This window comes from Paenibacillus sp. PL91, from assembly GCF_012935325.2.
Taxonomy (GTDB): Bacteria; Bacillota; Bacilli; order Paenibacillales; family Paenibacillaceae; genus Pristimantibacillus.
Window position 1 is genome coordinate 25,639 of the sequence record NZ_JABBYG020000011.1, and the last position, 24,790, is coordinate 50,428.

Sequence of the window (24,790 nt, forward strand, 5' to 3'; positions counted from 1 at the left end):
ATGAATATAAGGCCATTACAAAAGGTGATTCAATATGTGTGCAGCCCGCGAGGGGCGAAAATAAGCTTGCTGTGCTGGGTGCTGCTGGCTATTGCGCTAAGCATGACGTCTCCCGGAGCGAAGGAATACGCGATAAGCGCTGGCGAAGGCAGCGCAAGCGGCAATAATCCGGCGCAGCAAGCGCAGCGGCTGCTTGATGAGCAATTCCCTTCGGCGGAAGGGCTGCCGGCGCTGCTCGTCTTTCATAACAAACAAACGATTACGGCTGAGCAGCTGCAAAGCATTTCGGAACTTAGCGAGTGGCTATCTTCGGATTCGAAGCCCGCGAATATAGATAAAGCGCTGCCGTTTCATGCGCTGCCGGCTCCTGTGCAGGAGGAGCAGCTGTCAGAGGATCGTACGACTTTGCTGCTTCCGGTTACGCTGATGAAGCATACGGAATCGGATCAAGTGCTGGCAGATCTCGATGCGATAAGAGAGAAGTGGAAGTTGGTCGGGGCTGCGGATGTCCAGCTTGAGCTGACGGGCCCGGCGGCGATCTCCGCCGATACGCTCACGCTCTTCCGCAATGCCGACGTCGTATTAATGCTCGCGACAGTCGTGCTTATTCTTGTGCTGCTGGTTGCGATCTACCGCTCACCGCTGCTTGCGATAATTCCGCTTGCGGCAGCCGGCCTTGTATACGCTGTTGTTGATCGGTTGATAGGACTTGCCGGCAAGGCAGGCTTATTCGTTATCGATAAGCAGTCGCTATCGATTATGATGATTCTATTATTCGCTGTTATAACGGACTACTGCCTATTCGTATTTTCGCGTTATCGCGAAGAGCTGCTGGGAACGCAGAGCAAGCATGCCGCAATGGAATCAGCGATGAAGCATGTCTCAGAGCCGATTCTGTTCAGCGGAGGGACGGTGCTGCTAGCCATGCTGGCACTGTTTGCGGCTACCTTTCAGCCTTATCGCGGGTTTGCGCCCGTGTTTGCAGCGGCGGTGGCCGTTATCCTGCTGGCGGGTCTAACGCTTGTGCCGGCTGTGTTCGCGCTGCTTGGCCGCAAAGCGTTCTGGCCCTTCGTGCCGAAGGTGCAGACGCAACAAACGAGCAATCGCAATCGCCTATGGACAAAAATCGGCAACTTCGTAACGAGCAGGCCGAAGCGCGTTGCGGGCATTATGCTCATTATGCTGCTATTAGCTGCAATCAATGCCTTGGGGCTTAATTTCTCCTTCAACCTCATGAAATCATTTCCGGAGAAGCTGGGCTCCCGTCAAGGGTTCGAGCTGCTGGAGCAGCATTATCCGCCAGGCGAGCTTGCTCCCGTGACGCTGGTGGTGAACAATGCAGAGGATATTGGAGCCGACGCTTCGTTCGCTGGCAAGCTGCGCTCGTTGACGGAGGAATTGCAAGGGCAAGGGAAAATTGCTTCAGTAATTCCTGATTTGACGAAGCTGGATATCGTGCCGGAAGAGACTCTATCGATAGATAAGCGGTCGATGCGGCTGCAGTTGATTTTGAAGATGAATCCGTATGATGAGGCAGCTTTGGATGCTGTGGAAGAGTGGCAGAAGGAGAGCGATTCCATGCTTCGCGCTAACGGCTTTGATCCGGCGCGGCAGTCGCTTCAATTCGCCGGGCAAACCGCAGAGCAGGTTGATGTAAGGGCGATGAACAAGCAGGATACGCTAGTCGTATTTGGTCTTATCACTTTGTTGATTACCATTATGCTTGCATGGCAGACGGGTTCGATCAAGCTTGCTTTGTGTATGATGATCACGATTTTGTTATCCTATGCTGCGACGCTTGGTTTAAGCTGGGGCGTGTTCCATGCCTTGCTTGGGTATGAGACGATCAGCTATAGACTGCCGATGTACAGCTTTGTATTTATGGTCGCCTTGGGTGTCGATTACAACATCATGCTTGTCTCAAGAGTGCAAGAGGAAGCGGCTCGGCATCCATGGAAAAAGGCGATTCAGCTCGCGGTTGCTTCGACTGGCGGCGTGATTTCGTCGGCCGGCATTATACTCGCCGCGACATTCGCCGTACTTATGACCCAGCCGCTGCAGGAGCTGTTTCTATTCGGCTTCATGATGGCAGTAGGCATCTTAATAGATACATTCCTCGTCAGAGGGATGCTGCTGCCAGCCGTGATGACGGTGCTGCTTAATCAGAAAAAGAATATACCGTCCTAACGGATTCGCTCAGCTTAAGAGAAAGCCCTATGTTTTATGGGGCTTTCTTTTTTTGTCCGTTCGTGTCCTTTTTTACGTTCAATAGCCATATCGCAATCCGCAGCCATAACTGTTAATGTAAAGGTGGAAGAAGAAAACGGGACTATGCTGATTTGATCCTTTTGCATGAAACGAGCTTATCTATGATCCGTGATCCATGATCCAAGATGTGCGGTGTGGCGTGGAGGTGAGAATGGTATGCCGTCTTTGCAGTAAATGTGATAGGGCATTTGCTGGCGAATGGTGTCATATTGTGTTACTTGGTGTTACCTTGTATCTACTCCTGTTGCCTGAAGGTGTTTCTATTGGCGGAGGATGGCTTGGTATGTCCGGGTGTCATTCACTTGCGCTGCAGGGAAGGATGCGGCAGATGACGGTATAAGCCCGATAGGATTAGCTAGAATTGGGGTTGCGTGAGCCGGATCGGCCGTAATATAGTTTGCATATGTGAAGGCGTATTCTGGATAGAGTCTATAAGATAAGCAGCAAATGGATCATCCTATTCTTTACCTATAAATGGAGGTGCTTGTATGTCATCTTTTAGAGCGCTTGTCATCAATAAAATAGATAACGAAATGATTGCGGAAACGAAGCAAATGGTGGTCGGTGATCTGCCGGCTGGGGAACTGCTCATTCAAGTTGCGTATTCCAGCGTAAATTACAAGGATGCGTTAGCGTGCTCGGGAAATGGCGGCATTGTGAAGAGTTATCCATTTATACCGGGGATCGATTTGGCTGGTACGGTTGTTTCGAGTAAAAACGAGAATTTCCGAGCAGGGGATCAGGTGGTGGCAACGGGCTACGGTCTGGGAGTCAGCCATTTTGGCGGATATAGCGAATATGCCCGTATACCAGCAGAATGGGCGCTTAAGCTGCCGAGCGGTCTTTCGATGAAAGAAGCGATGATACTTGGGACAGCGGGCTTTACAGCAGCGTTATCCGTGTATGAGCTTCAGCATAACGGGGTTCGTCCGGAGGATGGGCCTATTCTGGTCACGGGAGCTACGGGAGGCGTAGGGAGCGTCGCTGCCGCAATTGCTGCAAAGCTCGGCTACGAGGTGGCGGCGAGTACCGGAAAGCCGGATAAGCATCAATATTTGCTCGGTTTAGGCGTGAAGCGCATTCTCCCCAGGGAGGAGCTTGAGGTGGATTCGAAGCGGGCGCTGGATAGGCAGCTTTGGGCAGGCGCGATTGATTGTGTTGGAGGCAAGACGCTGTCATCGCTCCTTCCTCAAATGCAATACGGCGGTGTTGTTGCAGCGAGCGGTTTGACAGGCGGATCGGAGCTTTCGATGACGGTATTTCCTTTTATCATTAGAGGGGTTCGGCTGATCGGCATTGATTCCGTCATGGCAGGCATGGAGGTACGGAAAAAGGTGTGGGAGCTGCTAGCCGGCGCTTATAAGCCGCATATGCTGGATGAGCTGTGCGAGGAAATTGGGCTGGAACAGGTGAGCGAGCAGGTGGATATTCTTTTAGCAGGACGGTCAAAAGGCAGGAAGGTTGTTAAGCTCTAAAGGAAAGGGTTAGGCGAATATGGATTTTCAGCAGCTCAACATGCTTATACCTTGGCTAGAACGGGTTCATGTCTATCAAGCCTCGCAGCAGCTTATGCTTCAGGCGGGTCAGCATGCGCTTCTTATCGTGCGGCGCGGCCACATTACGGTGAAGACGGAGGGCGGCGTTGCTGTCGTCTGCTCGCAGGGATATGCCTGTCACCCCCTGCGGAGCGGGTACAGCATCGAGGTGCCAAAGACGAGGGGAGCAGAGTACGGCGTTATTATCTATCGCATCATTCCAGAAGACAAACCATGGACGCTTGCTGGCCCGCTCAGTACGTATAGCGAGATTAAAATTCATTACATGCTGGATGAAATGCTGCGAATAACGGAGCCGGAGTTAAGTGCTGCCGAGGAGGGGGACGAGGCACGGCGATTTCGGCTGCGGCTTATGCTGGAGCGGATTTTGTACATTTATCTGTATGAGTCCGGGATGAAGAAGGAGGAGAAGTCGGCGGAGCAAGCGATCGAAGATACGATTTCATATATGAATGAGCATTATATGCTGATGCTTTCGCTGCCGATGCTTGCGAATCGGGCCGGAATGAGCGAGGGGCATTTTACCGTCTTGTTCAAAAAATACACCGGCACGACGATGACAACTTATATGCGAAGGCTGAGAATCGAGAAAGCGAAGCAGCTTTTTCAGCAAACGGATTTGAATGCCAAGGATATTGCGCAAAAAGCAGGCTTCGCCGATTACTTTTATTTTAGCCGGATGTTCAAGAAGGAAGTGGGCTGCTCGCCGACGGAATTCAAAAAGAGCCTCTCATAAATCTAAAAATAAGACATGTCCAATCTTAAGATAAGATATGTTCGAATGACGATGATCCCTTTAGAATGTAAATGAGAATAATAATCATATTCACTTCTAGGGGGAACAAGTATTATGCTTCAAGGATTTAAGCGTGTACTCAGCTTCACTGCATTAAGTATTGTCCTACTGAGCCTTATCGCTTGCGGCAACGCAGCTAACAATGATTCAAAGCCGGCATCGGAAGCGGGTCAAGCTACAGAAGCGCCTGCTAACGCACCAGCCGAGTCCAAAACGGTAATCGAGCATGCGCTTGGTAAGATCGAGCTGGATAAAGCGCCGGAGCGTGTTATCGTATTGGAGTTCAGCTATACGGACGCGCTTATGACACTTGGCGTTCAGCCGGTTGGCGTAGCGGACGACGATGATCCAAAGTTGTTCATGGACGTGGTAAAGGAGCAATTAAAGGATTATACTTCGATAGGCTCCCGTTATGAGCCGAACATTGAGCTTATTAGCTCACTCAAGCCGGATCTGATTATTGCGGATTTGAATCATCACAAAACGGTATATGAACAGCTGAAAGCCATTGCGCCTACGCTTGTGCTGGATGATCATCAGGCGGATTATAATCAAATGCTGGAAAACTATAAAACCATCGCTAAGGCGATTGGTAAAGAGGCGGAAGGCGAGAAAAGGCTGGAGGAGCATGCGGCCAAAATGGCTGAAGCGAAGTCGAAAATCAAGGATGCAAGCTTGACCGTGCTTCCGGCAGTCGTAAATCCAAAAGGCTTCTATGCGCATTCTGATCATTCGTATACCGGATCATTCCTGGCAAGCCTGGGCTTTACCGATCCGGTGAAAAGCGATGATTCTTATCCGCAGCTAAGCCTGGAGCAGTTGGTTGAGACGAACCCGAAAGCGATTTTCCTGCTGCCGGCTACTGAAGAGACTATCATAAGCCAGTGGGAAGCGAACCCGCTTTGGAAGGAGCTGGATGCGGTAAAATCGGAGCATGTATTTACAGTGGAAAGACGGAATTGGGCATTATCTCGCGGATTGCTTGGATCGGAGAAAATGGCCGAGGATATCGTTACCTATTTAGGGGAGTAACAGGATGATTAAACTATCTAAGCTGCAGCAGCAGAACCGCAAGCCGGTTCTGCTCTTCCTTTTTTGCATATCGTTTATCATCTTAATGATGGGGTTTCTCGGCAGCTTGAAATGGGGGCAAGCGCATACCTCGTGGTCTACGCTTTGGGAGGCACTAACGTGGCAGGGACAGGATAAAGCGCATTTGTATATTCAAACGCTTCGCTTACCCCGAACGCTTACGGCTCTTCTCGTTGGCGTACAATTGGCGCTGGCAGGCCTGTTGACCCAGCTGATTACTAGAAATCCGCTCGCTTCGCCGCATTTGCTTGGCATTCATGCAGGCGCTTCTCTAGCGGTAGTAATCTCTTTACTTACATTTACAGGCATTACGTTGACCCATTCGGTATGGTTTGGATTTGTTGGCGCTGCCTTTGGCGCCTTTTTGGTTTGGCTGCTTGCGGGTACGCAGCAGAAGCAGCATGTTCAGCTGACGTTAGCAGGTATCGCTGTCTCGGTGCTGCTCTCCTCCTTGACGGAGGGGCTTACGATTTTGAATCAGCATTCCACAGACAGCATGCTGTTCTGGCTCGTTGGCTCCGTTGATCACGCCTCTTGGGTGGAGGTGCGAACCCTATGGCCCTTTGCTGTTATCGGGCTTATTGTGTTTATGCTTATGATTCCATCGATTAAGCTGCTGGCGATGGATGATGCGGTTGCGATTGGATTAGGCGGACGCATTGTCGTGATTAAGGCGATATGTATGCTGCTCGTCATTATACTCGCAGGATCAGCGGTAGCCATTTGTGGGCCAATCGGCTTCATCGGGCTGATCGTTCCGCATATTGCCCGTGCGCTAGTCGGAGGAAGGCTCGTCCTTCTTGTGCCTTTAACGGCGATGCTTGGCGGCAGCCTGCTGCTCTATGCCGATTTCATCAGCCGCTATATCGCCTTTCCCTATGAGTCGCCGGTCGGAATTGTGACGGCTGCAATCGGCGGCCCATTTTTTATTTATTTGGCGCGTAAAAAAGGAGGTGCCGGCCATGCTGCGTAAGAGCATGCCTCTTTTGATCGCCTTTGCGCTTCTCATTATGTTGTCTATACTATCCGTGCGGGTGGGTGCCATTTCGGTTCCCTTTCGCGAGCTATGGGAAAGCTTGGCGACAAAAGACGGCTCCTTCTCGTTTATTGTGCGGGAGTACCGGCTGCCGCGCATAGCCGTAGGCATTTTGGCGGGTTTCGGGCTGGCGGTGGCGGGCGTTATTCTGCAAAGCATCATACGCAATCCGTTGGCAAGCCCCGACGTCATTGGCATTACGAAGGGAGCGGGCTTCGCGGCAACCCTGGTCATCTTCGTATTTCCGGGAGCCCCAAGCTATGCGCTTCCCGCTGCGGCTTTTGCCGGTGCTCTTCTCGCATTCTTGCTGCTCTTGCTGCTCAGCAGGAGAATGACGCTGACGCCAGCTTCCTTCGCGCTCGTCGGCATTGCGATCGGCGCGATCTTCCAAGCGGGCATTCAATACATGCTCGTCAAAAATCCGTCGGACATTAATATGGCGCTGCTATGGATGTCGGGAAGCTTATGGGGACGCAGCTGGGACGAGGTGCTGATGCTATTGCCTTGGATTGTCGTATTGCTGCCAATCGTGTGGTGGAATTTCGCTAAGCTGAACATCTTTCAGCTAGGGGATGAAGGAAGTGCGGCACTTGGGCTTAGTCTTGCGAGGGATCGGCTGTGGCTGCTGCTGCTCGCGGTTGCACTTACGGCTATTTCAGTAGCGGCAGTGGGAGCAATCGGCTTTATTGGCTTGATTGCTCCACATACCGCGAGGCTATTGGTTGGAGGAAGGCATCAATGGCTTATTCCGCTAGCAGCGCTCATTGGGGCAGATATGATATTGCTAGGCGATTGCATTGGCCGCGTAATCATTATCCCGCGAGAGGTATCTGTCGGGATTATGACCGCGATTATCGGAGCGCCCTATTTCGTATATTTATTGCGCCGTGCTCGATTGCGGAGCGGATAATGCAGCTAGGCCCTAGGGAGGATAGCTGCTAGCTTCTGTTTAATCTCCGCGCGCGGAATTGCTTGAACTGAAAATAGATGGTGCAGCCGATGCAAAAGCCGAGTATAGCGGCTAGGGCAGCAGCCCCCATCATGCCAGCAAAAATATAACCAGCTACGGACCAGCCGAGCGTAAAGCTAAGCAGCGAACAGGTGAGGAACCCTACACCAAGTGAGTTGTTGAAGCGTTGCAGCTCGGCTGCTTCTGTTTGAGCATTCGCAATCCGTTTTACGAGAAATGGACGTGCAACAATAATAAACAAATTTGCTTTCGGTCCGAAGATCAATCCAGCCACCTGAACAATCCAAAGCGCAGCGATGAGCCAAGGCAATTGCAAGATAATCGCAAGGAGCAGAACGGCAACGATACCGGCTTGATTGCTGCGAACGTACGGAATCGGAATCTCTTTCATTTATCTAAACCAACTTTCCTTATTGGATTTTGTTAATTTAATAGTAGTGAATGTATGGTTATTTGGCAATAGATGATGGGAATTTCGATCTAAGAATGGAATTCGGATATGTTTACAGCAAAAAATATAATAAGTAAACTTTCGACAATATTCTATTATTTTCCGTCTTCATATATAATAGGTTTATATAACTTTAGAACTAATTTCACATCGTAAGAGGTAGGTTTAAAGCTTCAAAATTGCATAGCGTGCTGGAGATTATCCCTCTCTTACTGCATGCTTTCAAGAAATTCTATCACCTCCGATTGGTCTATCCCAGCAAGTGGCTTGAAGCCTGTACTTAACAATATGAGCAAGGAACGATATGATGCATCCCAGCCTCCGATCATTTTTCGATCGGGTTCCTGGAATTAGGAAATCGCGATACAAAGCAGGGCAGCGAAAGCGAGAGGTGATATTGTGAAAATAAAGCTCGTACATATGATTGCGCTGCTGACAGCTATGGCAGTGTTACTCATGTATAGAGGGACACTAGACACGATGGATTATTTTTTTCAGGATCGATTTATGCAGAAGGAGAGCGCAGTTGATACACGCATTGCGATTATTGCGATTGACGACGAGAGCATAAACAATTTTGGCAGCTGGCCTTGGAATCGCAGCGTGCATGCGCAGCTCATTGATACGCTTGCTGAAGGGGAGCCTGCAGTCATTGCATTTGACGTTACCTTTCCAGCACCCTCGGCAGACGATCCCGACTCTGATGCGGCACTCATCACAGCGGTGTCGAATGCGGGCAATATTGTCATGCCGGTCTTTGGCACGTTCGCTAGCTCCGCTAAGCGAGGAGGGATTGAAGCGCTTGCCATGTCGGAGCCGTTCCCTGCACTTAAAGAAGCGGCGGCTGCGGTCGGGCACATCAATACGATACCGGACCGTGACCGGGTTGTAAGAAATGCCTTGTATAGTTTTGCTAGTAAAGGCGAGCAGATCGAGAGTTTTTCTGGGGTTATTTATAAGATGTTCATGGAGCGCTCCGGCAAACAAGTGAATACGAATATGCTTCCGCTGGACGCATTCGGCCAGTTCCATATCCCGTATACGGGGCGGCCAGGACAGTATGAGGCGATTCCTTATTCAGCCGTTCTTAGCGGCGACGTTCCTGCGGATTATTTTAAGGACCGCATTGTGCTGATCGGTCCGTACGCTACAGGGTTTAAGGATGATTACCTGACGCCGCTGCAGGTAAAGATCCCGATGTATGGGGTGGAAATACACGCAAACATTATTCAGGCGCTTCTGGAGGGCGACCTCAAGCAAGAGCTCGATTGGAAATGGAATGCACTCATTCTGCTCATTGCGGCCGCGCTCGCCTACTTCCTGTTTCGGAAGTGGAATATGATTATTTCCTTTTTGGCTGTCGCGGCAATTATGGCTGTGTTTGTAATAGGAAGCAGCTACTTATATAGTCGAGGCTTTATTATATCGATAGGTTATGTCGTCCCGCTGCTGATTATCAGCTGTATTGTCGTCGTCGGCTTTCATTATGTGGAGGAGCTGCTGGAGCGGCGGAGAGTGACGGATATTTTCGGCAGATATGTTGCGCCGGAGGTCGTGAGCCAGATTTTGAGAAGCGGCGAGGAAGGCCTGAAGCTAGGCGGGACGCGCCGTGAGCTGACTGTTCTGTTCGTTGATATTCGCGGCTTTACGCCTCTCTCGGAGAAGGCGGAGCCGGAGGAAATCGTTGAAATTTTAAATGAGTATCTCGATCTCGCGGCTAATTGCATTTTTAAGTATGACGGCACGCTGGACAAATTTATTGGAGATGCGGCGATGGCTATTTTTAACGCGCCGCTGCTGCTGGAGGATCATCCAATGCGTGCTGTAGAGGCGGCATGGGCGATGAAGGAAGGGTCGGCTGCGCTTGAGTGCAAGCTGATCGAACGGTTTGGGTTTGGCGTTAAGTTTGGTATAGGCATACATACGGGCCCTGCCGTCTTCGGCAACATCGGCTCGAAGAGCCGAATGGATTATACCGCAATCGGAGACACCGTCAATACGTCCGCAAGGCTGGAGAGCAACGCGAAGCCGGGGCAAATTATTTTGAGCGATGCGGTTTATCAGGTGGTTAAGGATCGCGTTAACGCTAATTCTCTTGGCGAAATTAAGGTCAAAGGGAAAGAACAGGGCATATCAATCTATGAATTGGAGGGATTAAAATGAAGACATTCAAGCTTTTTGTCGTCCTGCTGCTCGTCATCGGGCTGATTATGCCAACTTCCGTCTTTGCGAAGGACACGGATAAAACGGGCAAGATTACGCGTGTAGACGGCAAAGCTGAAGTGAAAAAGGGCGGCGGCTCCAAAAAGTTTAAAGCTTTTAAAGGGATGGCTATTACCAAGGGCGATACTATTGCAACCGGCAGTGACGGCAAGGTGACGATGGATCTGGATAGCGATAAAGAAGTGACCATCGGCGTAAATACGACACTGGTTGTGAGTGAGCTTGTTAAGAGCGCCAAGGCGCTGGGCGGCAAGACAAGCCTTAGCCTGCTGAAGGGCAAGGTGCTTGTTACGATTAAGAAGAAGCTTGATGGGGATTCGAGGTTCGAGATAGAGACGCCAACGGCAATTATGGGTGTAATGGGTACGGAGTTTACGGTTGCACACGAGAACGACGAGACCTACGTCGGCGTATTTGAAGGCGCGGTGAAGACGAGCCATGGCGGAGAGTTGGAGGATGAAACGATCGTCAATCCGAATGAGCAGCTGCAATTAAATGTAGAAGGAACAGGCGACAAAATGGAGCTGGATTATCGTGATCTCCCGCTTGTAGGCTTGGAGCGCTATATTCAATTGCTTGAAGAGGATCCAAAAACCGATAAATCGCTGCTTAATGAGGCCAAAAAGTTAATAGATACGAAAAAGCAGGAAGAGGAAACGGAGGCTTCCAAGTCCACTGGAGGCGCGTTATCCGACAACACCATTATATTCGAGGATAGCTCGGGGCAATCAGGTGGTGGTAGTAGTGGCGATGGAGTGACGCCGACAGTAACGCCGACGCCAACGGCATCACCGACGCCAACGGCATCACCGACGCCAACCGCGTCACCGACGCCAACGGCATCACCGACGCCAACCGCGTCACCGACGCCAACCGCGTCACCGACGCCAACCGCGTCACCGATGCCAACGGCATCACCGACGCCAACCGCGTCACCGACGCCAACCGCGTCACCGACGCCAATGCCAGTACCTAAACCGCCGGTGTTAGACGTGAATGCTTTTTATAGTGATCTTTACTCGTATATGATTGATGATAAAACGATTATTTTGCCGTTTACGACAACACTGGCTTATAACGATAATTTGGAGTTCCCTGCAAAAGGATTAGTAAAACTGAAACGATATGAAACGGAAAGTGGATTTACTGAAATGATAGATGCCGTTGAATCGGTTAAGATCGATCCGGATCATTCCAACCGGTTGGTCATTACATTATCCCAGCCTATTTCGTACAATTCAAAAATTCAAATAAAGATTCAAAAGGGGCAGTTGAAAAACGCAGAAACAAACGATATTCAACAGGATGAACAGGTAACGGCAAGAGGGCCCTTGGAAGGGTTTGTATTTAAATTTGAGGATGTTAGCACACCGATTATTTACAAGCATGCCGCCGCTTCAGAAGAACCTAGCCATATTGTAACGTTTTCTACGCTTGGGTATTATTCACCTGATGAGCCTCCTGCCATTACTTTAAGCAGGGTTTGCCCGGGCGATGGGGGCGAAGTTGGTTTTGATGAAACACCCGAATGCGATCCATACTTTGAATATAATTTGACCGATGTAATAGACATGAGAGTCGATAATGGCATAGCGTCAGTTAAGCTGAAAGCATCGTATTTTAATGCGGATTATGTTGATGCGGGCATGTACCATTTACGAATCAAATTTACAGCTGATGATGAAGCCAGTATCGATATTTATGTGAATGTAAGGGCCTCGACTGCTCCAATGCTTCTTAGCGATCAAGCCTATATGACCGATGCCTTTACGTTAATATTACCGTTTAGCAGCAATCTTCAGATGACATCTAACTATACAGATCCAGTCGATACGATGGTGGTCAGCGTTTTTTCTGATGAATTTGAGGGGCCATTTAATTCGATAATCGGAGAAGGTGATGAGCCTAATTTGCCGCTGCCCAACATTGTCGGTGTAGCGAGCGTGGTTATTAATGAGGATAATCCAGCAGAGTTAATCGTTACCCTATTGGATGCTGTGAAATACGGTTCCTCAGTGATTGTCGTTGTTCAGCCAAATAGCTGGGAAAATGCAGAGACTCATGAGGTGCAGGAATGGGTGCAAGTTGTTTTCTATCCATACCGGGCTCAAGTATCGGAGAATTTCGCGGTGTTCAGCAAAATGGACGAAGAAACGGTTGATGTGGCGCTGACATTGAAGACGCTAGGCTATGACATAGGAGAACTAAGGCTCGATATGCTTTGCTTTGAGAATGATGACGAGGACTGTGATGGATTTGAAGCTCCTTATAATTTGGCAGGGGAAGTTTACGAGCTAACGGGGACGGGCATGAACAGAAATCTCGTGCTAAAGGCAAATTATTTCAAAAACGTGCCTATGGGAATGTACGAGCTTAGTATTCCTATTTTTAAAGATGAAGAATGGATAGATGAGATCATTATAAAGATCCGGGTGACTGCTTGAGTTTGAATACAAAAAAGAAAGGAGCAGTAGCGTGAAAAATACATTTCGATTACTTGCAGCGGGAACTGCGATTTTGACAGCATTGGTTACGGTTAATGCAACGGCATATGCAGCAGTTGAAGAGATCGTGTCCAAAGCGGAGAGCACGAGTGCTACATCGGTTGCTAAGGTGATGGACAAGATCAGTCAGCCCTCCGGGCTCTCAATGACGCCAGATGGCGGCATCGTTGTTGTCAGCTCAGGGAGCAATCAAATAAGCAGGTGGCAAAATGGCAAGCTGTCGCCTGTTACGACGCAGACTGCTGCGGGCTATTTAGACGGGACGACGGTGAATTCCGCCTTTAATCAACCGTACGACTCCGCAGTGAACAGCAAAGGTGTCATCTATGTGAGCGATACTGAAAACCATGTTGTTCGCAAAATCGTAAACGATCGCGTGTACACGGCTGCCGGAAATGGCAAAGCGGGCAGCAATGACGGCAAGTTTGGAGAAGTGCAGTTCAACGCGCCAACCGGTCTTGCGATTGACGCCAAAGATAACGTATATGTAGCGGACTCGCTTAACAACGTTATTCGCATGATTTCGCCAGAGGGTGTAACTACTATATTTGCTGGGAGTGTTACTGAAACGGGCGGATACAAGAACGGAACCGTTGCCGAAGCGCTTTTTAACGAGCCTATGGGACTTGTTTTCGATGATAAAGGCGGCCTATACGTAGCGGACAGCGGCAATCATTTGATTCGTTATATTTATGAGGGAAAAGTGACCACCTATGCCGGAAAGCCGACTGCCGTCGATACGCTTACAGGCTATATGTCAGGCGGTTATGCCAATGGTTCAGGCGATGAAGCGCGGTTTAATCGGCCTCGCGGCCTTGCTTATGCAGGCGGTGTGCTGTTTGTAGCGGACAGCTTGAACAACCGTATTCGTGCTGTGCAAGCCGATCGGAAAGTGATTTCAATTGCAGGCATGAGCAAGCCGGGCGATAAGGTTGGGACAGCAGATACGGCGCAATTCAATCAGCCTTCCTCGCTGCTCTATGCGGCTGGCAAGCTGTATGTTGCGGACACTTTAAACAATAGCGTTAAGGTGCTTGCGGTTGATTCCAAGGCGCTTAAGCCGATCCATAATAAAGAGGAATTAATTGCCGGAACAGAGCTGCTCCCTGCAAGCAAGGATGTACAGGTCTGGCTGGAGGGCAAGCAAGTGAAGTTTGCTGCAGCGCAGAAGCCCTATAAGAGCGGAGACAAAACCTATTTGCCGGTCAGAGCCTTGTTTCAAGCATGGGGAGCGGATTTGAAATGGAATGCTGCTGCGAAGGAATTGCGACTTGCCAAAAACGGTTGGAAGCTTGCGCTTAAAGCCAACGCGAAGCGTGCGGTCGTGATTGAGAAGGGGATCATGTACGTAGAGGTGGCCTATTTGGAGGATGCGGCTTCGTTCTTAATTGCGCAAGATACTGAATTCAATGCTATTATTATTAGTAGCGAGCAGCAATAAGCTCAGCTCCTTATACCAGGAACGGAGGCTGTGAAATGACTTCAGGAAGCCATTTGCAAAATAACGTAGATCGATTCTCCGGATTTGAAAATGATTATGACCAGCATCGACCAAAGGCACCTGCGGCAGTTGTAGATATTTTGACAAGCTATCTGGGGCGTAAGCCAGCTCTTGTTGCTGACGTCGGCTGCGGTACGGGCTTGTCCTCCTTTGTGTGGAACAAGCATGCCGAGCGGATCATTGGCTTTGAGCCCAATGATGATATGAGGGGCAAGGCGCTCTCTCGCTTGTCAGAGCTGACGGATGCAGAGCATATTTCCTTCGTCAAAGGCTACTCTGACAAGCTTGCGTTGGAAGCGGAGACTGTCGATATCGTAACGTGCTCACAGTCGTTTCACTGGATGGAGCCCGTCAGCACGCTGCGCGAATTTGCACGCGTTCTTAAACCGGAGGGCGTATTTGCAGCCTATGACTGCGATTGGCCGCCGACGCTGCATTGGTCCGTTGAGGCGGAGTATAAGCGGCTTATCGACCGGAGCGAGGCAGTTATCGCGAGCAATATTGCGGAGAAGGACCGAGCAAGCAAGCGTGACAAGGAACAGCATGTAACGCAAATTAGAGAAAGCGGCTTGTTTCGTTTCTCTAAGGAGATTGTATTTCATAACATGGAACGATGCGATGCGCAGCGTTACGTTGGTTTAGCGCTTAGCCAAGGCGGCGTGCAGGCTGTGTTTAAGCTTGGCTCAACGGAGCTTGTGAAGCCGATCGAGGCGTTCCGAAGCAGTGTGGACGATTATTTTGCGGGCAGAGAGCTAGAGGTTATGTTCAGCTATCGGATGAGGCTGGGCGTGAAGTAGCCCCTTTTTTAAGAAAAACGTTTGAATAGACAACTCAAAGAAGCAAGTCGCTGGCGCCGTAACTGGGCAAAGGCTGCTTGCTTCTTTTCTATTTCATGCTGGAAAGGAATGAGGGGGACTACGGCTTTGTGAATATTCCGCTCTTTAATCTATACAATCGATCATTAGTAAAATCGTTCATGGCTCAACCTCCGTACAATATAAGTGATAACGGTTGCAACATAACTGCTTTTACTGCTTGATAAATAGATAAACGGTATATCCGATAGCCGTAGCTAATAAACCGATTGTTGCCGTGCAAGAGAGCACGAGGAAGAAGAACTCCCACTTATCTCTTTTTATGCCTCGAATGTCCTTTGCCTCATTCCCCTTTTTCTCCGATGGTGCCAGATTAGTTTGACGGGGCTTAGTGATGGGATCACCCGCTTTCTTCTTTACTTATCTTTATTTTGCTTATAAACAACTAAGATCGTGCTGCGTTGATAAGCGTTGCCGGATGTGGCTGTTTTGATCATGGACCCGTAACAAATGTTAATGACTTGATCCTCGCTCAGCTCCGCCAAAAACTCATTTGCTCTTTTTTCGGCAAACACCGTATCTGTATCGATAAACTCTTTAACCTGTATCATGCTTGTCTCACCTCCCCTTGCTAAATAGACAGATAGGCACCTCGCGAAAGTCGCGAAATGCCTTCTGACGTCCACCATAGCATTGGGCGGTGCAAGTGTCAACTTGGACAGGCGAAGAGCGAGAAAGTTGGCGGTAAAGACGTTTTAACGAGGCAATCGGAGCATCCAAAACAGCCGTTGTTGATTTCGTATATTGTTGTCTATGTTCACTCTAACATTAGCTTCCTTCATTCATAGATAATGTAAATATAGCTAACATATACATACTTTAATATAGTAAGAGACTAAATAAATTATGTAGATATAAGCAGTAAAAAGCGGATGGATACGCTTTATTGACTGTTTTTGAATTTGTTAACTTATCTAACATGAAATAGACTATTGAATAGGAAAGAGAGATATATAACATTGGAGGAGAATTAACATGACACAAATGATCAAAAGTGAGTTGGCGAAAAAGGTTCTTATTCCTCTATTAGTTCTATCGCTGCTAGCAGCGATGGTTGGGGTGCTGACAAGAACGGACTTTGTTCGAGCTGAAGAAGCGCCGCAGCTACCGAAATTTGATATTCCGGCTCTCTCATCCGAGCATAAGGAATCAAGCCTTCCGAATGTTATCGTAGTTGCAACAGGGGGTACGCTTGCTGGAAAAGCAAGAAACGATGATCCTACAAACTTTCAAAACTATGCGGCTGGCACTTATTTGATGGCAGATTTAGTAGCGCAGCTTCCTAAAAAAGATAAAATAGCCGATGTCTCCACCTTCCAATTCGGAAATAAGGGGTCAGGCGGCTACAGCATTAAAGAGCTTTACGATCTCTCGCTTGCTGTTGATGCGGCGCTTGAGATTTATGACAGTGCTGTCGTAACGACAGGTACCGATACGATGGAGGAAATTGCTTACTTCCTTGACCTGACGGTCCGCAGTGAGAAGCCGGTTGTCGTAACGGGCGCTATGAGACCTTGGGATGTAATCGGAACGGACGGGCCTGCCAATCTTTATCAAGCGATTAAAGTAGCTGGCAGCGGCAAAACAAAATGGTTTGGCACGGTTGTTATGCTGAACGATGTCATTTATGCGGCACGCGAAGTGACGAAAACAAACGCACACCGCAACGATACATTCGATGCTCCGATGTTTGGCGCGCTTGGCTATGTAGATGATCCTGCCGTTCGTATTTACCGGGCACCTGCAAGAGCGAGCAAAGCAGGGACGAAGAGCTGGGCATCACCATTTGATCTTAAAACGATCTCCAAAGACAGCCTTCCAATCGTAGAGATTATTTATGGCTACCAAGAGGCTGGCGGCGGCAGTATCCGTGGATTGGTAGAGGATGGGGCAAAAGGAATCGTAACGGCAGGCACTGGTGCAGGCGGCATTTCGTCCAAGCAAAGCGCGGCTCGCACGGCAGCCATTAAAGATAAAGGCGTAGTCTTCGTATCGACCACAAGAACAGGCTCAGGCTCAATCTATGATAGCGGCAGCGGCAATGTCATTGGCGGCGACAATCTGAATGCAGCTCATGCTCGCATGATGCTATTGCTTTCACTCGCTTTTACCAATGATGTCGGAACGATTAGAGGCTGGTTCACAACCTTCGGCACACAAGATGTTGAAATTTCGGTTGATGAGAACACGGTGCTGAAAACTTCTGTCGAGGAGCCGCTCGTTGAGCCGGTAGTGACCGAGCCTGTTGTAACGGAGCCAGCTGCTACCCCGGCTCCTACTCCTGAAGCTGAGCTTCCAACTGCTACAGTAGAACCAACCGTTGCGCCGACAGAGCCTGCAGCGACAGCAACGCCTGAACCAGCATTGGTCACGCAATAATTTAGGGGAGGAGCACGGTTATGACCATAAGAAGCAACCCGAATACAGCGAAGAAAATATTTATTCCTCTCCTCATAGCGGCGCTTCTCAGCACGATCCTGACTGGTTATGCCAGCTCGGTTCGTGCCGAGACGGCGGCACCGCAGCTGCCCGCCTTTAACATTCCGGCTTTGTCCGAGGCGCATAAGGCATCGCAGCTGCCAAATGTCATCGTAGTGGCGACAGGCGGAACGCTTGCAGGCAAAGCTAGAGACAATGATCCGACCAACTTTCAAAATTACGCGGCAGGCACGTACCTGATGTCAGATTTAGTGTCTCAGCTGCCAAGAAAAGATAAACTTGCCGATGTGTCGACGTTCCAATTCGGAAATAAGGGCTCAGGCGGCTACACGATGAAGGAGCTCTATGATCTATCTCTTGCAGTAGACGCAGCGCTTGAAATCTATGATAGTGCTGTCGTGACTACAGGAACCGATACGATGGAGGAAATTGCTTATTTCCTTGATCTGACCGTTCAAAGCGAGAAGCCGGTAGTCGTTACCGGTGCGATGAGACCTTGGGATGTTATCGGAACCGATGGCCCGGCTAACCTTTATCAAGCGATTAAAGTAGCGGGCAGCGGCAAAACAAAATGGTACGGTACGGTCGTCATGCTCAATGATGTCATTCATGCGGCTCGCGAGGTGACGAAGTCCAATTCGCATCGGATGGATACGTTCGAGACGCCGATGTTCGGAGCGCTGGGCTATGTCGATGATCCGGCTGTACGCATTTATCGTCTTAACGCGAGAGCGCTGAAGGCGGGTCAGGCCGACTGGGCAACCCCATTTAATTTGAAGCTTATCTCGAAGGATAATCTTCCGATCGTAGAGATCGCCTACAGCTACCAGGAAGCTGGCGGCGGAGCGATCCGCGCCTTAGTTGAGGATGGCGCTAAGGGCATTGTCACGGCAGGCACCGGAGCGGCGGGCATTTCATCGAAAATGAGCGCAGCGCGTACCGCGGCTATTCGCGACCACGGTGTCACCTTTGTCTCAACAACAAGAACGGGCTCAGGCACGATTACGGGCAGCGGAAACGGCATTATTGCCGGAGACAACTTAAATCCGCAGCATGCCCGTATTATGCTTATGCTGTCACTTGCTTTCTCCAGTGATTTCAATACGGTGAAAGGCTGGTTTGAGACAGTAGGCACGCAGGATATTACGGTAGATGTGCCAGAGACGACTACTCCTCCTGTAGGCGGGGATAGCGGATCGGGTGGATCGGGCGGTAATGTGCCAAGCAAAGGCAAGGTTACGATTGGTGCTGGAAGCGCGGGCACGCTAGGCTTGGAAGACAGCGTCACGGTATCCGTACCGGCAGGAGCGACGAAGGAGCAAATGCTGCTTTCGATTGAAAAGCTGACAGGTACGGGCGGTATCGTTGAATCAACGAGTCAGCTGGTATCACCGATTTTTGAAATACTCAAAAACATTTCAGCCAACTTCTTAGTTCCGGTCACCTTAACCTTCAAATTTGATACGACTCTTATCAAAGATGGCAAGACGGCTTCTGTATTCTATTACGACGAGACGAAGAAGCAGTGGGTGGAGATGGGCGGAACGATTAACGGCAGCGTGATTACTGTGAAATCCGACCACTTCACCAAGTTTGCCGTATTTGCCGTAGATAAGAAGGATGAACCGGCTTCCTTTACGGACATTTCCGGGCACTGGGCAGAGGCAGCCATTAAAGAGGCGGTTGCATCCAGCATTGTGAAGGGATATGTCGACGGCACGTTCAGACCGGGTAACACAGTAACGCGCGCAGAGTTCTCCGTCATGTTGATGGGGGCGTTAAAAGCGGAGGGTGAGGGTGCTGCGCTTGCCTTTGCCGACAATGACAAAATCGCGGCGTGGGCAAAGGATGCTGTTGCTCGAGCGGTGAAAGCAAAAGTTATTAGCGGCTATCCAGACGGTACGTTCCGTCCAAGCGCTAATATTCTGCGAATGGAAATGGTCTCGATGATCGCAAGCGGAGCTGGACTTGAGCTGGACGCTAATGCATCAACAAGCTTTGCCGACAATGAGGATATTCCGGCATGGGCGAAGGGCGCTGTCAAAGTAGTCAGCGACAAAGGCATTATTCAAGGCCGGACGGGCAACATCTTCGCGCCCAAAGCTACCGCTACTAGAGCGGATGCGATTACGATTATTATGAACATGCTTAAAGCAAGTAAATAATGAAACGAAAGGCGGTTCCAAGGGTCTTATTAGACCACTTGGAGCCGCCTTTTTTGCATGCCATGGACTAGAGCCCGGACTGAAGCAATAGCCGCGCCGTTTCGGCTGGATGTGAAATCGGGAAGTGATGGCCGTAGGGGAGAAGCGTTGTAGGAATGACAGCATAAGCTGTGGGAATTGAGTAGACGCGTTCCTTTGTGCCCCAAAGCATGCTTACTTGGCTGCTGCTCCAGCGCCCTGGCTGCAAACGGAAATGCTCGGCTCTGGTCAAGGCGGCCTGCGTATCCGCCAAGGTGGCTCTGACTCTTGGAGAGCTAAGCTCATTCCGTGCAAACTGGACATAGCTGTCTGGCATTTCGCTCGAATGGCCGAAGCAGCCGCGCGCTAAAAGCTCCTTACGCAGCCTATCTTCCGTAACATGAGGCAGAAGCAAACGATTTGCAAATCTGCTCTTGTACCGTGAGTTAGCCGGATGGAATACAGGCTGAAGCAGGCGTACGGCGTGAAAATGATCTGATGACATACGCTCCATAACTTTGGCTGCGAGCAAGGCGCCGTAGGAATGACCGATCAAGGTAACGGGCTCTTGCTGCGAAGCGACAGCCTCTATGATCGCTTGGACATGCCCTTCTATTACGTTTGCGCTATGATGGTAGGGCGATCGTCCAAAGCCGGGCAGGTCGGCAATCCAAACGGGACGGCCATGCAGCTCGGAGGCTAGCGGCAGCAGGCAATCGGCTCCGCTAAAGGTGCCCGGCAGCATAAGAATAGGATGGCCGCTGCCGGCTTTCTTTAACGTTGCTAGTGAGCCGCGCCTGCCGCGCTCAAAGCCCGGATGAATCGATTGTCCGTGCGATAGCCGATAATCCAAATCAGCAACAACATGCGGAAGAGTAGACGGATTGACGGAAGTGGGCAGCGCGTGCTTTTGCTGAATATGTCTAGCGGATTGGAGAGGGAATGGCTGGTTCACGATAAAGCTGAGCGACTGCTCGGGAATGCCAAGCTTGCTGCCTAGGCTGGTGCCTAGCACTTTTCCTAGTAATGAAAGAGAAATGGAGCCGATAGGCGCTGGAACGCGCAGCTCCTTATTATTATCCGTATGAGCTGGGTCATATTTGGACTTGCGGTTTGCTCATCAAGCAGGTAGTAGGTATCGCTGACAGGCTGCTGTTCATTGACGAGCGCCGCAATGAATGCAGCGGTATGGTCAATGTGAACAAGCGGAAGCCAGTGCTTGGGTCCGCCGGGCACTGTGCCCATCAGCTTCCGTCTGGCAGAGGCGATGAGAATGCCAAGCCCGCCGGTTTGCTCGGTATTTCCTGTAACGGAATCGCCGATAATGACACTCGGGTGAACGACGGACAGTGAATAGCCGTGTTGCCTAGCATGCTGTAGGATATAGAAATCAGCGGTGATCTTCATTCGCTCGTAAGGGGATTCATGCTCCAACCGCTTCAAAATGGCAGCTTGCTCGTTTACATTGCGATCCGTTGCCGGGCTCTTGAAGCCAACGACGTGAATGAAATGGCGCAGCTGGCCGTTTCTTTGCAAATGGTCAGCTAGTAGTGTTAAATGCTCAGCTGCATCGAGAAATACACGCTTCGCTTCCTGTTCGCTTAGCAAAATATCCATAGGCCCGCCGGCATGAATAATAACGTCTGTGGTAAGTAGAAGCTCGCGGTCGCTTGAAGAAAGGCCAAGTCCCGGCTGCGTCAAATCCCCGACAATGGCGGATAGGGAAGGGAGCATCTCCTCTCCGGCTTGCCCAAACAGCGCATTGAACCGAGCGGCTGATCGAACCAGCGCGGTAATGCGGTGGCCTTCGGCGACGAGCTGCCTCACCAGTTGCGAACCGATAAATCCGGTTCCTCCTGTTATAAAAATATGTGCCATATATATGTCCTCCTCTTTATTTACATACTAGTACTAAACAGTACTAATACACTCAAAAAAATTACTTTAGCATGGAAGCTAAAGCATGAAGCGAGTGCTGCAATAGGGATGAATCCTGATTCGTATGCTGTAGGAACAGTCCGCCTTCAATCGTTGATAGAATTAAGGCAGCCGTCTGCTGCGGCTCCAGCCTGCTGTTTATTTCATTGCTCGCGATTCCTTGAACGATGAGCTTCTCAAGAATCTGCAGCTGTCTGCCGAAAAAACGGCTGATTTGCTCACGAATAGCAGTGGCTTCCTTCGGTGTCTGTGTATATAGCGTCAGGAAGGGGCAGCCTCCGAGGCAGTCGGCGTCCTGTTCGATAAGCACGTTCATCAGTCTCATGAGCCGATCCATGACAGGCAGCTCCGTCTGGCTTGCAATGTAAGTGATAAGCTGCTCGTACTGGTCGGTCATTTTCTCGATAATGGCGGACAACAGCTCCTCCTTGCTTTTGAAATAATAATAAATGTTCGTTTTAGATACCTTGCTTTCGGCAACGATATCATCCATGCTGGTAACGAGGTAGCCTTTGCTCAAAAATAGGCTCGCAGCGGTTTGAAGTGCAATCTCGCGATTGGAAATTTTAGTTTTCGGCCTCATAATTAGCACTATACAGTACTAATGATGAGGCTGTCAATGGGCGTTAAAATACCAAGTAAAAGGGCGCGGAAAATAATAAATGTGATTTCATAAATTGTTCTCAATAGTTGCCATAACAAAAAATCGCCCCTCGACCATTGCTGGTTGAGGGGCGATTTTGCCTTAATACATGCCTTGAGCCTCTTCCCACCAGCCTATGGAGATGACGGCGGGAGCGGGATGATTCATGGAGCTGGTTAGCGTGAAGAGAATCGCTTGGCCGGGACCGATGATCCAGTGGCCCGCTTTCTCGCTCGAGACGCTGGAGTAAGACGGAATGACTCGCGTAGATACGGGAACTGCAGCGAGAGCGGTCGTGTCGAGGCCGCTGCCGAATTGGACCTGCCCGCGCGGCGTCGGCTTCGGATTGAGCGTTAAATTTGCAGTGGATACCTCATGCGACTGCTTGCCGTGCGTTGGCAGGTTGGAGCAGAAGCAAATTTGCGAGACGAGCTTATCATCCGACAAATTGCTCAGCACATAAATATCCAAATAAAGATTAACGCCCGAATGGGGAGGGTTGATGAGCGCTCCCCAAGTTCGGTTCGAATCGGTTGGATTTAGTTGATCCGTCTCGCCCAAAAAGTATTTCCCCTGCAGCGACTTGTTAAGCGGATTTGTTAGATTGACCACGCTGACTGGCCCATTGCCATACATCGCTTCACCATCCTTCGCAACATGCCTATACTCCACCATATGATTGGAATTCTGTAACATGCCTGCGGATCGGGGCCGTGATTGTGCAATGCTATTGCGGGGGAGCTATTCTTTGGACACGTGGCTGCCCCAAATCGCCATTCCGTCCTTGGATAATGCGCTAAACGTCATGACATAACTCAGTGTACCTTCGTTCCATTCTCGCAGCAGGGCGCCATTATATAGCTTCCCGTCGATCGTTAGATCAATTGTTGCTTCCCCGGTGCTTTTCCATGTTCCGCTCACGCTGCCGGAAATTTTGCCGTCTTTGCCTAGCGTAATAAGACTGGCTTGCTTAACGTCAGCCGTAATATCCTTGCCGTGATTCACATATTTGTAGTCGCCAACGATTTGGTCAGCGGTTACGCGCTCAGCCGTTTCACCCGAGTAGCGATGCGGGGCAACGACCGGCCAGCCCTCCGTGTTCATCAGCATCTGATGCACCCTCACCTCATGCGCTTCGCCGCGGGATGGGAAGCGGGTATGGAAGATGAGAAACATTTTGCCGGTGTCCGGATCTACGAAGGTTGAATTATGACCAGGCGATGCGTACCCCGTTCCGATATTCGCGATCTCCCCGTCGACATTATCCATTTGGAAGTTGCCCATCAGCTTCACCCCGTAAGGCGCGATAGACGCGTCGTCGAACAGCGTGCCGGAAGCTCCAAATGCATCAATCATATCCTTGCCCTCGGAGTCGAGAAAAGGCCCGTCGGGTTTTTTGGAGCGGGCAACGCGAATGTTGTACCCGCCGCTTGAATCTAGGCCGCCATAGGATAGAAATAAATAATAATAGTCCGTTTCCTTGCTGTACATCATATACGGCGCTTCGATGCGGCTGTGATTATTGCCAAGAAGCCGCTTACCATAGCCTTGACCTTGATAAGGCAGACCGGTTTCCGGATTCATTTTCATCATAAAAATCCCGCCCGAATACGAGCCGTACACCATCCACAGAACGCCGTCTTTATCGTAAAAGACGTTCGGGTCCACAACGTTCGGATGCACGGTCGCATCATAGATCGTCCCGTCCTCGCTCGGATCATTCCACATGCCGGATTTCAATATAATGCCCTTGTTATGATAAGGCCCCTCCACCTTGTCGGCGACCGCATAGCCAAGCACAGAACGAGGAGAATCGCCCTTGCACATGCTGTAATACATATAAAATTTGCCGTCGGGCAATTGGATAACGTCACCCGCCCAGAACGTATCCGTCTCCGCCCAAGCAAGCTCCTCGCTCATTTCGGCCAATACGTCCGAGATAATCGGATTTCCTTCATAGACGCTTGAGTTAAGCTGCTCCCAAGACATCAAATCCTTTGACTTCGCAGCAGCGAGGTGGGAGCCGAAAATATAATAGGTATCGCCGACTTTAATGATCGATGGATCGTGTACGGAAGCGTCAGCAAATGCGGGCTCATTGGTTGTAACCGCTTCCGAATTTGTGCCGTTTGCAGCTTCGGCCGTGGAGGCAGGCGCCGCGCTTTCGGCGGGCGGTTGATTGCCTGCGTTGCTGGCGTTACTTCCGCTGCATGCGCTCATGAAGGTCATCATGCATACGGTTAGCAAAATAATCGTTTGTTTTCTCAATGTGACAGATCCCCTTTGACGGATGTTTGGATAATTATATAAATATT

19 protein-coding genes are annotated in these 24,790 nt (G+C 50.0%); 12 read left to right on the top strand and 7 right to left on the bottom strand.

All coding sequences use genetic code 11. The annotated features are described in order from the left end of the window. The 6 genes from HI950_RS22765 (at position 1) to HI950_RS22790 (ending at position 7,658) form a co-directional block, all read left to right on the top strand. Positions 1-2,187, top strand: coding sequence for an MMPL family transporter (locus tag HI950_RS22765; protein WP_169087502.1), 2,187 nt, complete (start codon positions 1-3; stop codon positions 2,185-2,187). Between the two features lie 569 nt (positions 2,188-2,756). Then, the gene (locus tag HI950_RS22770) at positions 2,757-3,743 is read left to right on the top strand and encodes a YhdH/YhfP family quinone oxidoreductase (RefSeq protein WP_169087504.1); all 987 of its coding nucleotides are present in this window, start codon (positions 2,757-2,759) and stop codon (positions 3,741-3,743) included. A gap of 19 nt (positions 3,744-3,762) precedes the next feature. After that, the gene (locus HI950_RS22775) at positions 3,763-4,560 is read left to right on the top strand and encodes a helix-turn-helix transcriptional regulator (RefSeq protein ID WP_169087505.1); all 798 of its coding nucleotides are present in this window, start codon (positions 3,763-3,765) and stop codon (positions 4,558-4,560) included. A 114-nt stretch (positions 4,561-4,674) separates the two neighbouring features. After that, the gene (locus HI950_RS22780; RefSeq protein WP_169087506.1) at positions 4,675-5,652 is read left to right on the top strand and encodes an ABC transporter substrate-binding protein; all 978 of its coding nucleotides are present in this window, start codon (positions 4,675-4,677) and stop codon (positions 5,650-5,652) included. 4 nt (positions 5,653-5,656) lie between these two features. Next, positions 5,657-6,685, top strand: coding sequence for a FecCD family ABC transporter permease (locus HI950_RS22785; RefSeq protein ID WP_169087507.1), 1,029 nt, complete (start codon positions 5,657-5,659; stop codon positions 6,683-6,685). Beyond that, entirely contained in the window at positions 6,678-7,658 is a 981-nt protein-coding gene (locus tag HI950_RS22790; protein ID WP_411268132.1) for a FecCD family ABC transporter permease, read from the top strand. Before HI950_RS22785 ends, HI950_RS22790 begins: the two co-directional genes overlap by 8 nt. A 28-nt stretch (positions 7,659-7,686) precedes the next feature. Here the strand turns inward: HI950_RS22790 and HI950_RS22795 are convergent, their stop codons facing one another. Beyond that, positions 7,687-8,109 (bottom strand): DUF4395 domain-containing protein, encoded by a 423-nt coding sequence (locus tag HI950_RS22795; protein ID WP_169087509.1) that lies wholly within the window; start codon positions 8,107-8,109, stop codon positions 7,687-7,689. 459 nt (positions 8,110-8,568) lie between these two features. On the opposite strand from HI950_RS22795, the gene HI950_RS22800 reads away from it, so the two are divergent. The 4 genes from HI950_RS22800 to HI950_RS22815 are packed head-to-tail and all read left to right on the top strand — an operon-like array spanning position 8,569 to position 15,194. Continuing rightward, on the top strand, positions 8,569-10,332 hold the full coding sequence (locus HI950_RS22800) for a CHASE2 domain-containing protein (protein WP_169087510.1): 1,764 nt from the start codon (positions 8,569-8,571) through the stop codon (positions 10,330-10,332). Next, entirely contained in the window at positions 10,329-12,836 is a 2,508-nt protein-coding gene (locus HI950_RS22805; RefSeq protein WP_169087511.1) for a FecR family protein, read from the top strand. Before HI950_RS22800 ends, HI950_RS22805 begins: the two co-directional genes overlap by 4 nt. Positions 12,837-12,867: 31 nt before the next feature. Next, positions 12,868-14,337: an NHL domain-containing protein gene (locus HI950_RS22810; RefSeq protein ID WP_169087512.1), complete on the top strand. Its 1,470-nt coding sequence runs from the start codon at positions 12,868-12,870 to the stop codon at positions 14,335-14,337. Positions 14,338-14,372: 35 nt separating this feature from the next. Next, positions 14,373-15,194 (top strand): class I SAM-dependent methyltransferase, encoded by an 822-nt coding sequence (locus HI950_RS22815; protein WP_169087514.1) that lies wholly within the window; start codon positions 14,373-14,375, stop codon positions 15,192-15,194. Positions 15,195-15,628: 434 nt separating this feature from the next. On the opposite strand, the gene HI950_RS22820 is transcribed toward HI950_RS22815, so the two are convergent. Further along, positions 15,629-15,823, bottom strand: coding sequence for a sporulation protein Cse60 (locus HI950_RS22820; RefSeq protein WP_169087516.1), 195 nt, complete (start codon positions 15,821-15,823; stop codon positions 15,629-15,631). Positions 15,824-16,247: 424 nt separating this feature from the next. Here HI950_RS22820 and HI950_RS22825 point away from each other — a divergent pair, with 424 nt between their 5' ends. Further along, a complete protein-coding gene (locus HI950_RS22825) occupies positions 16,248-17,651 on the top strand; it encodes an asparaginase (RefSeq protein WP_169087518.1) in 1,404 nt (467 codons plus the stop codon). A gap of 20 nt (positions 17,652-17,671) precedes the next feature. Continuing rightward, on the top strand, positions 17,672-19,876 hold the full coding sequence (locus HI950_RS22830) for an asparaginase domain-containing protein (protein WP_169087520.1): 2,205 nt from the start codon (positions 17,672-17,674) through the stop codon (positions 19,874-19,876). A gap of 67 nt (positions 19,877-19,943) precedes the next feature. Here HI950_RS22830 and HI950_RS36025 read toward each other — a convergent pair whose 3' ends face one another. The 5 genes from HI950_RS36025 to abnB all read right to left on the bottom strand — a co-directional run bounded on the left by HI950_RS36025 (position 19,944) and on the right by abnB (position 24,707). After that, positions 19,944-20,909 (bottom strand): alpha/beta fold hydrolase, encoded by a 966-nt coding sequence (locus HI950_RS36025; RefSeq protein WP_317618430.1) that lies wholly within the window; start codon positions 20,907-20,909, stop codon positions 19,944-19,946. Positions 20,910-20,914: 5 nt separating this feature from the next. Further along, a complete protein-coding gene (locus HI950_RS36030; protein ID WP_223285451.1) occupies positions 20,915-21,772 on the bottom strand; it encodes an SDR family oxidoreductase in 858 nt (285 codons plus the stop codon). Positions 21,773-21,833: 61 nt separating this feature from the next. Then, on the bottom strand, positions 21,834-22,415 hold the full coding sequence (locus HI950_RS22840; RefSeq protein WP_169087522.1) for a TetR/AcrR family transcriptional regulator: 582 nt from the start codon (positions 22,413-22,415) through the stop codon (positions 21,834-21,836). 162 nt (positions 22,416-22,577) lie between these two features. Then, positions 22,578-23,150, bottom strand: a complete 573-nt coding sequence (locus tag HI950_RS22845; protein WP_169087524.1) for a DUF6143 family protein — start codon at positions 23,148-23,150, stop codon at positions 22,578-22,580. A gap of 66 nt (positions 23,151-23,216) precedes the next feature. Then, positions 23,217-24,707, bottom strand: a complete 1,491-nt coding sequence (abnB, locus tag HI950_RS22850; RefSeq protein WP_169087804.1) for an arabinan endo-1,5-alpha-L-arabinosidase AbnB — start codon at positions 24,705-24,707, stop codon at positions 23,217-23,219. Positions 24,708-24,790 lie beyond the last annotated feature (83 nt).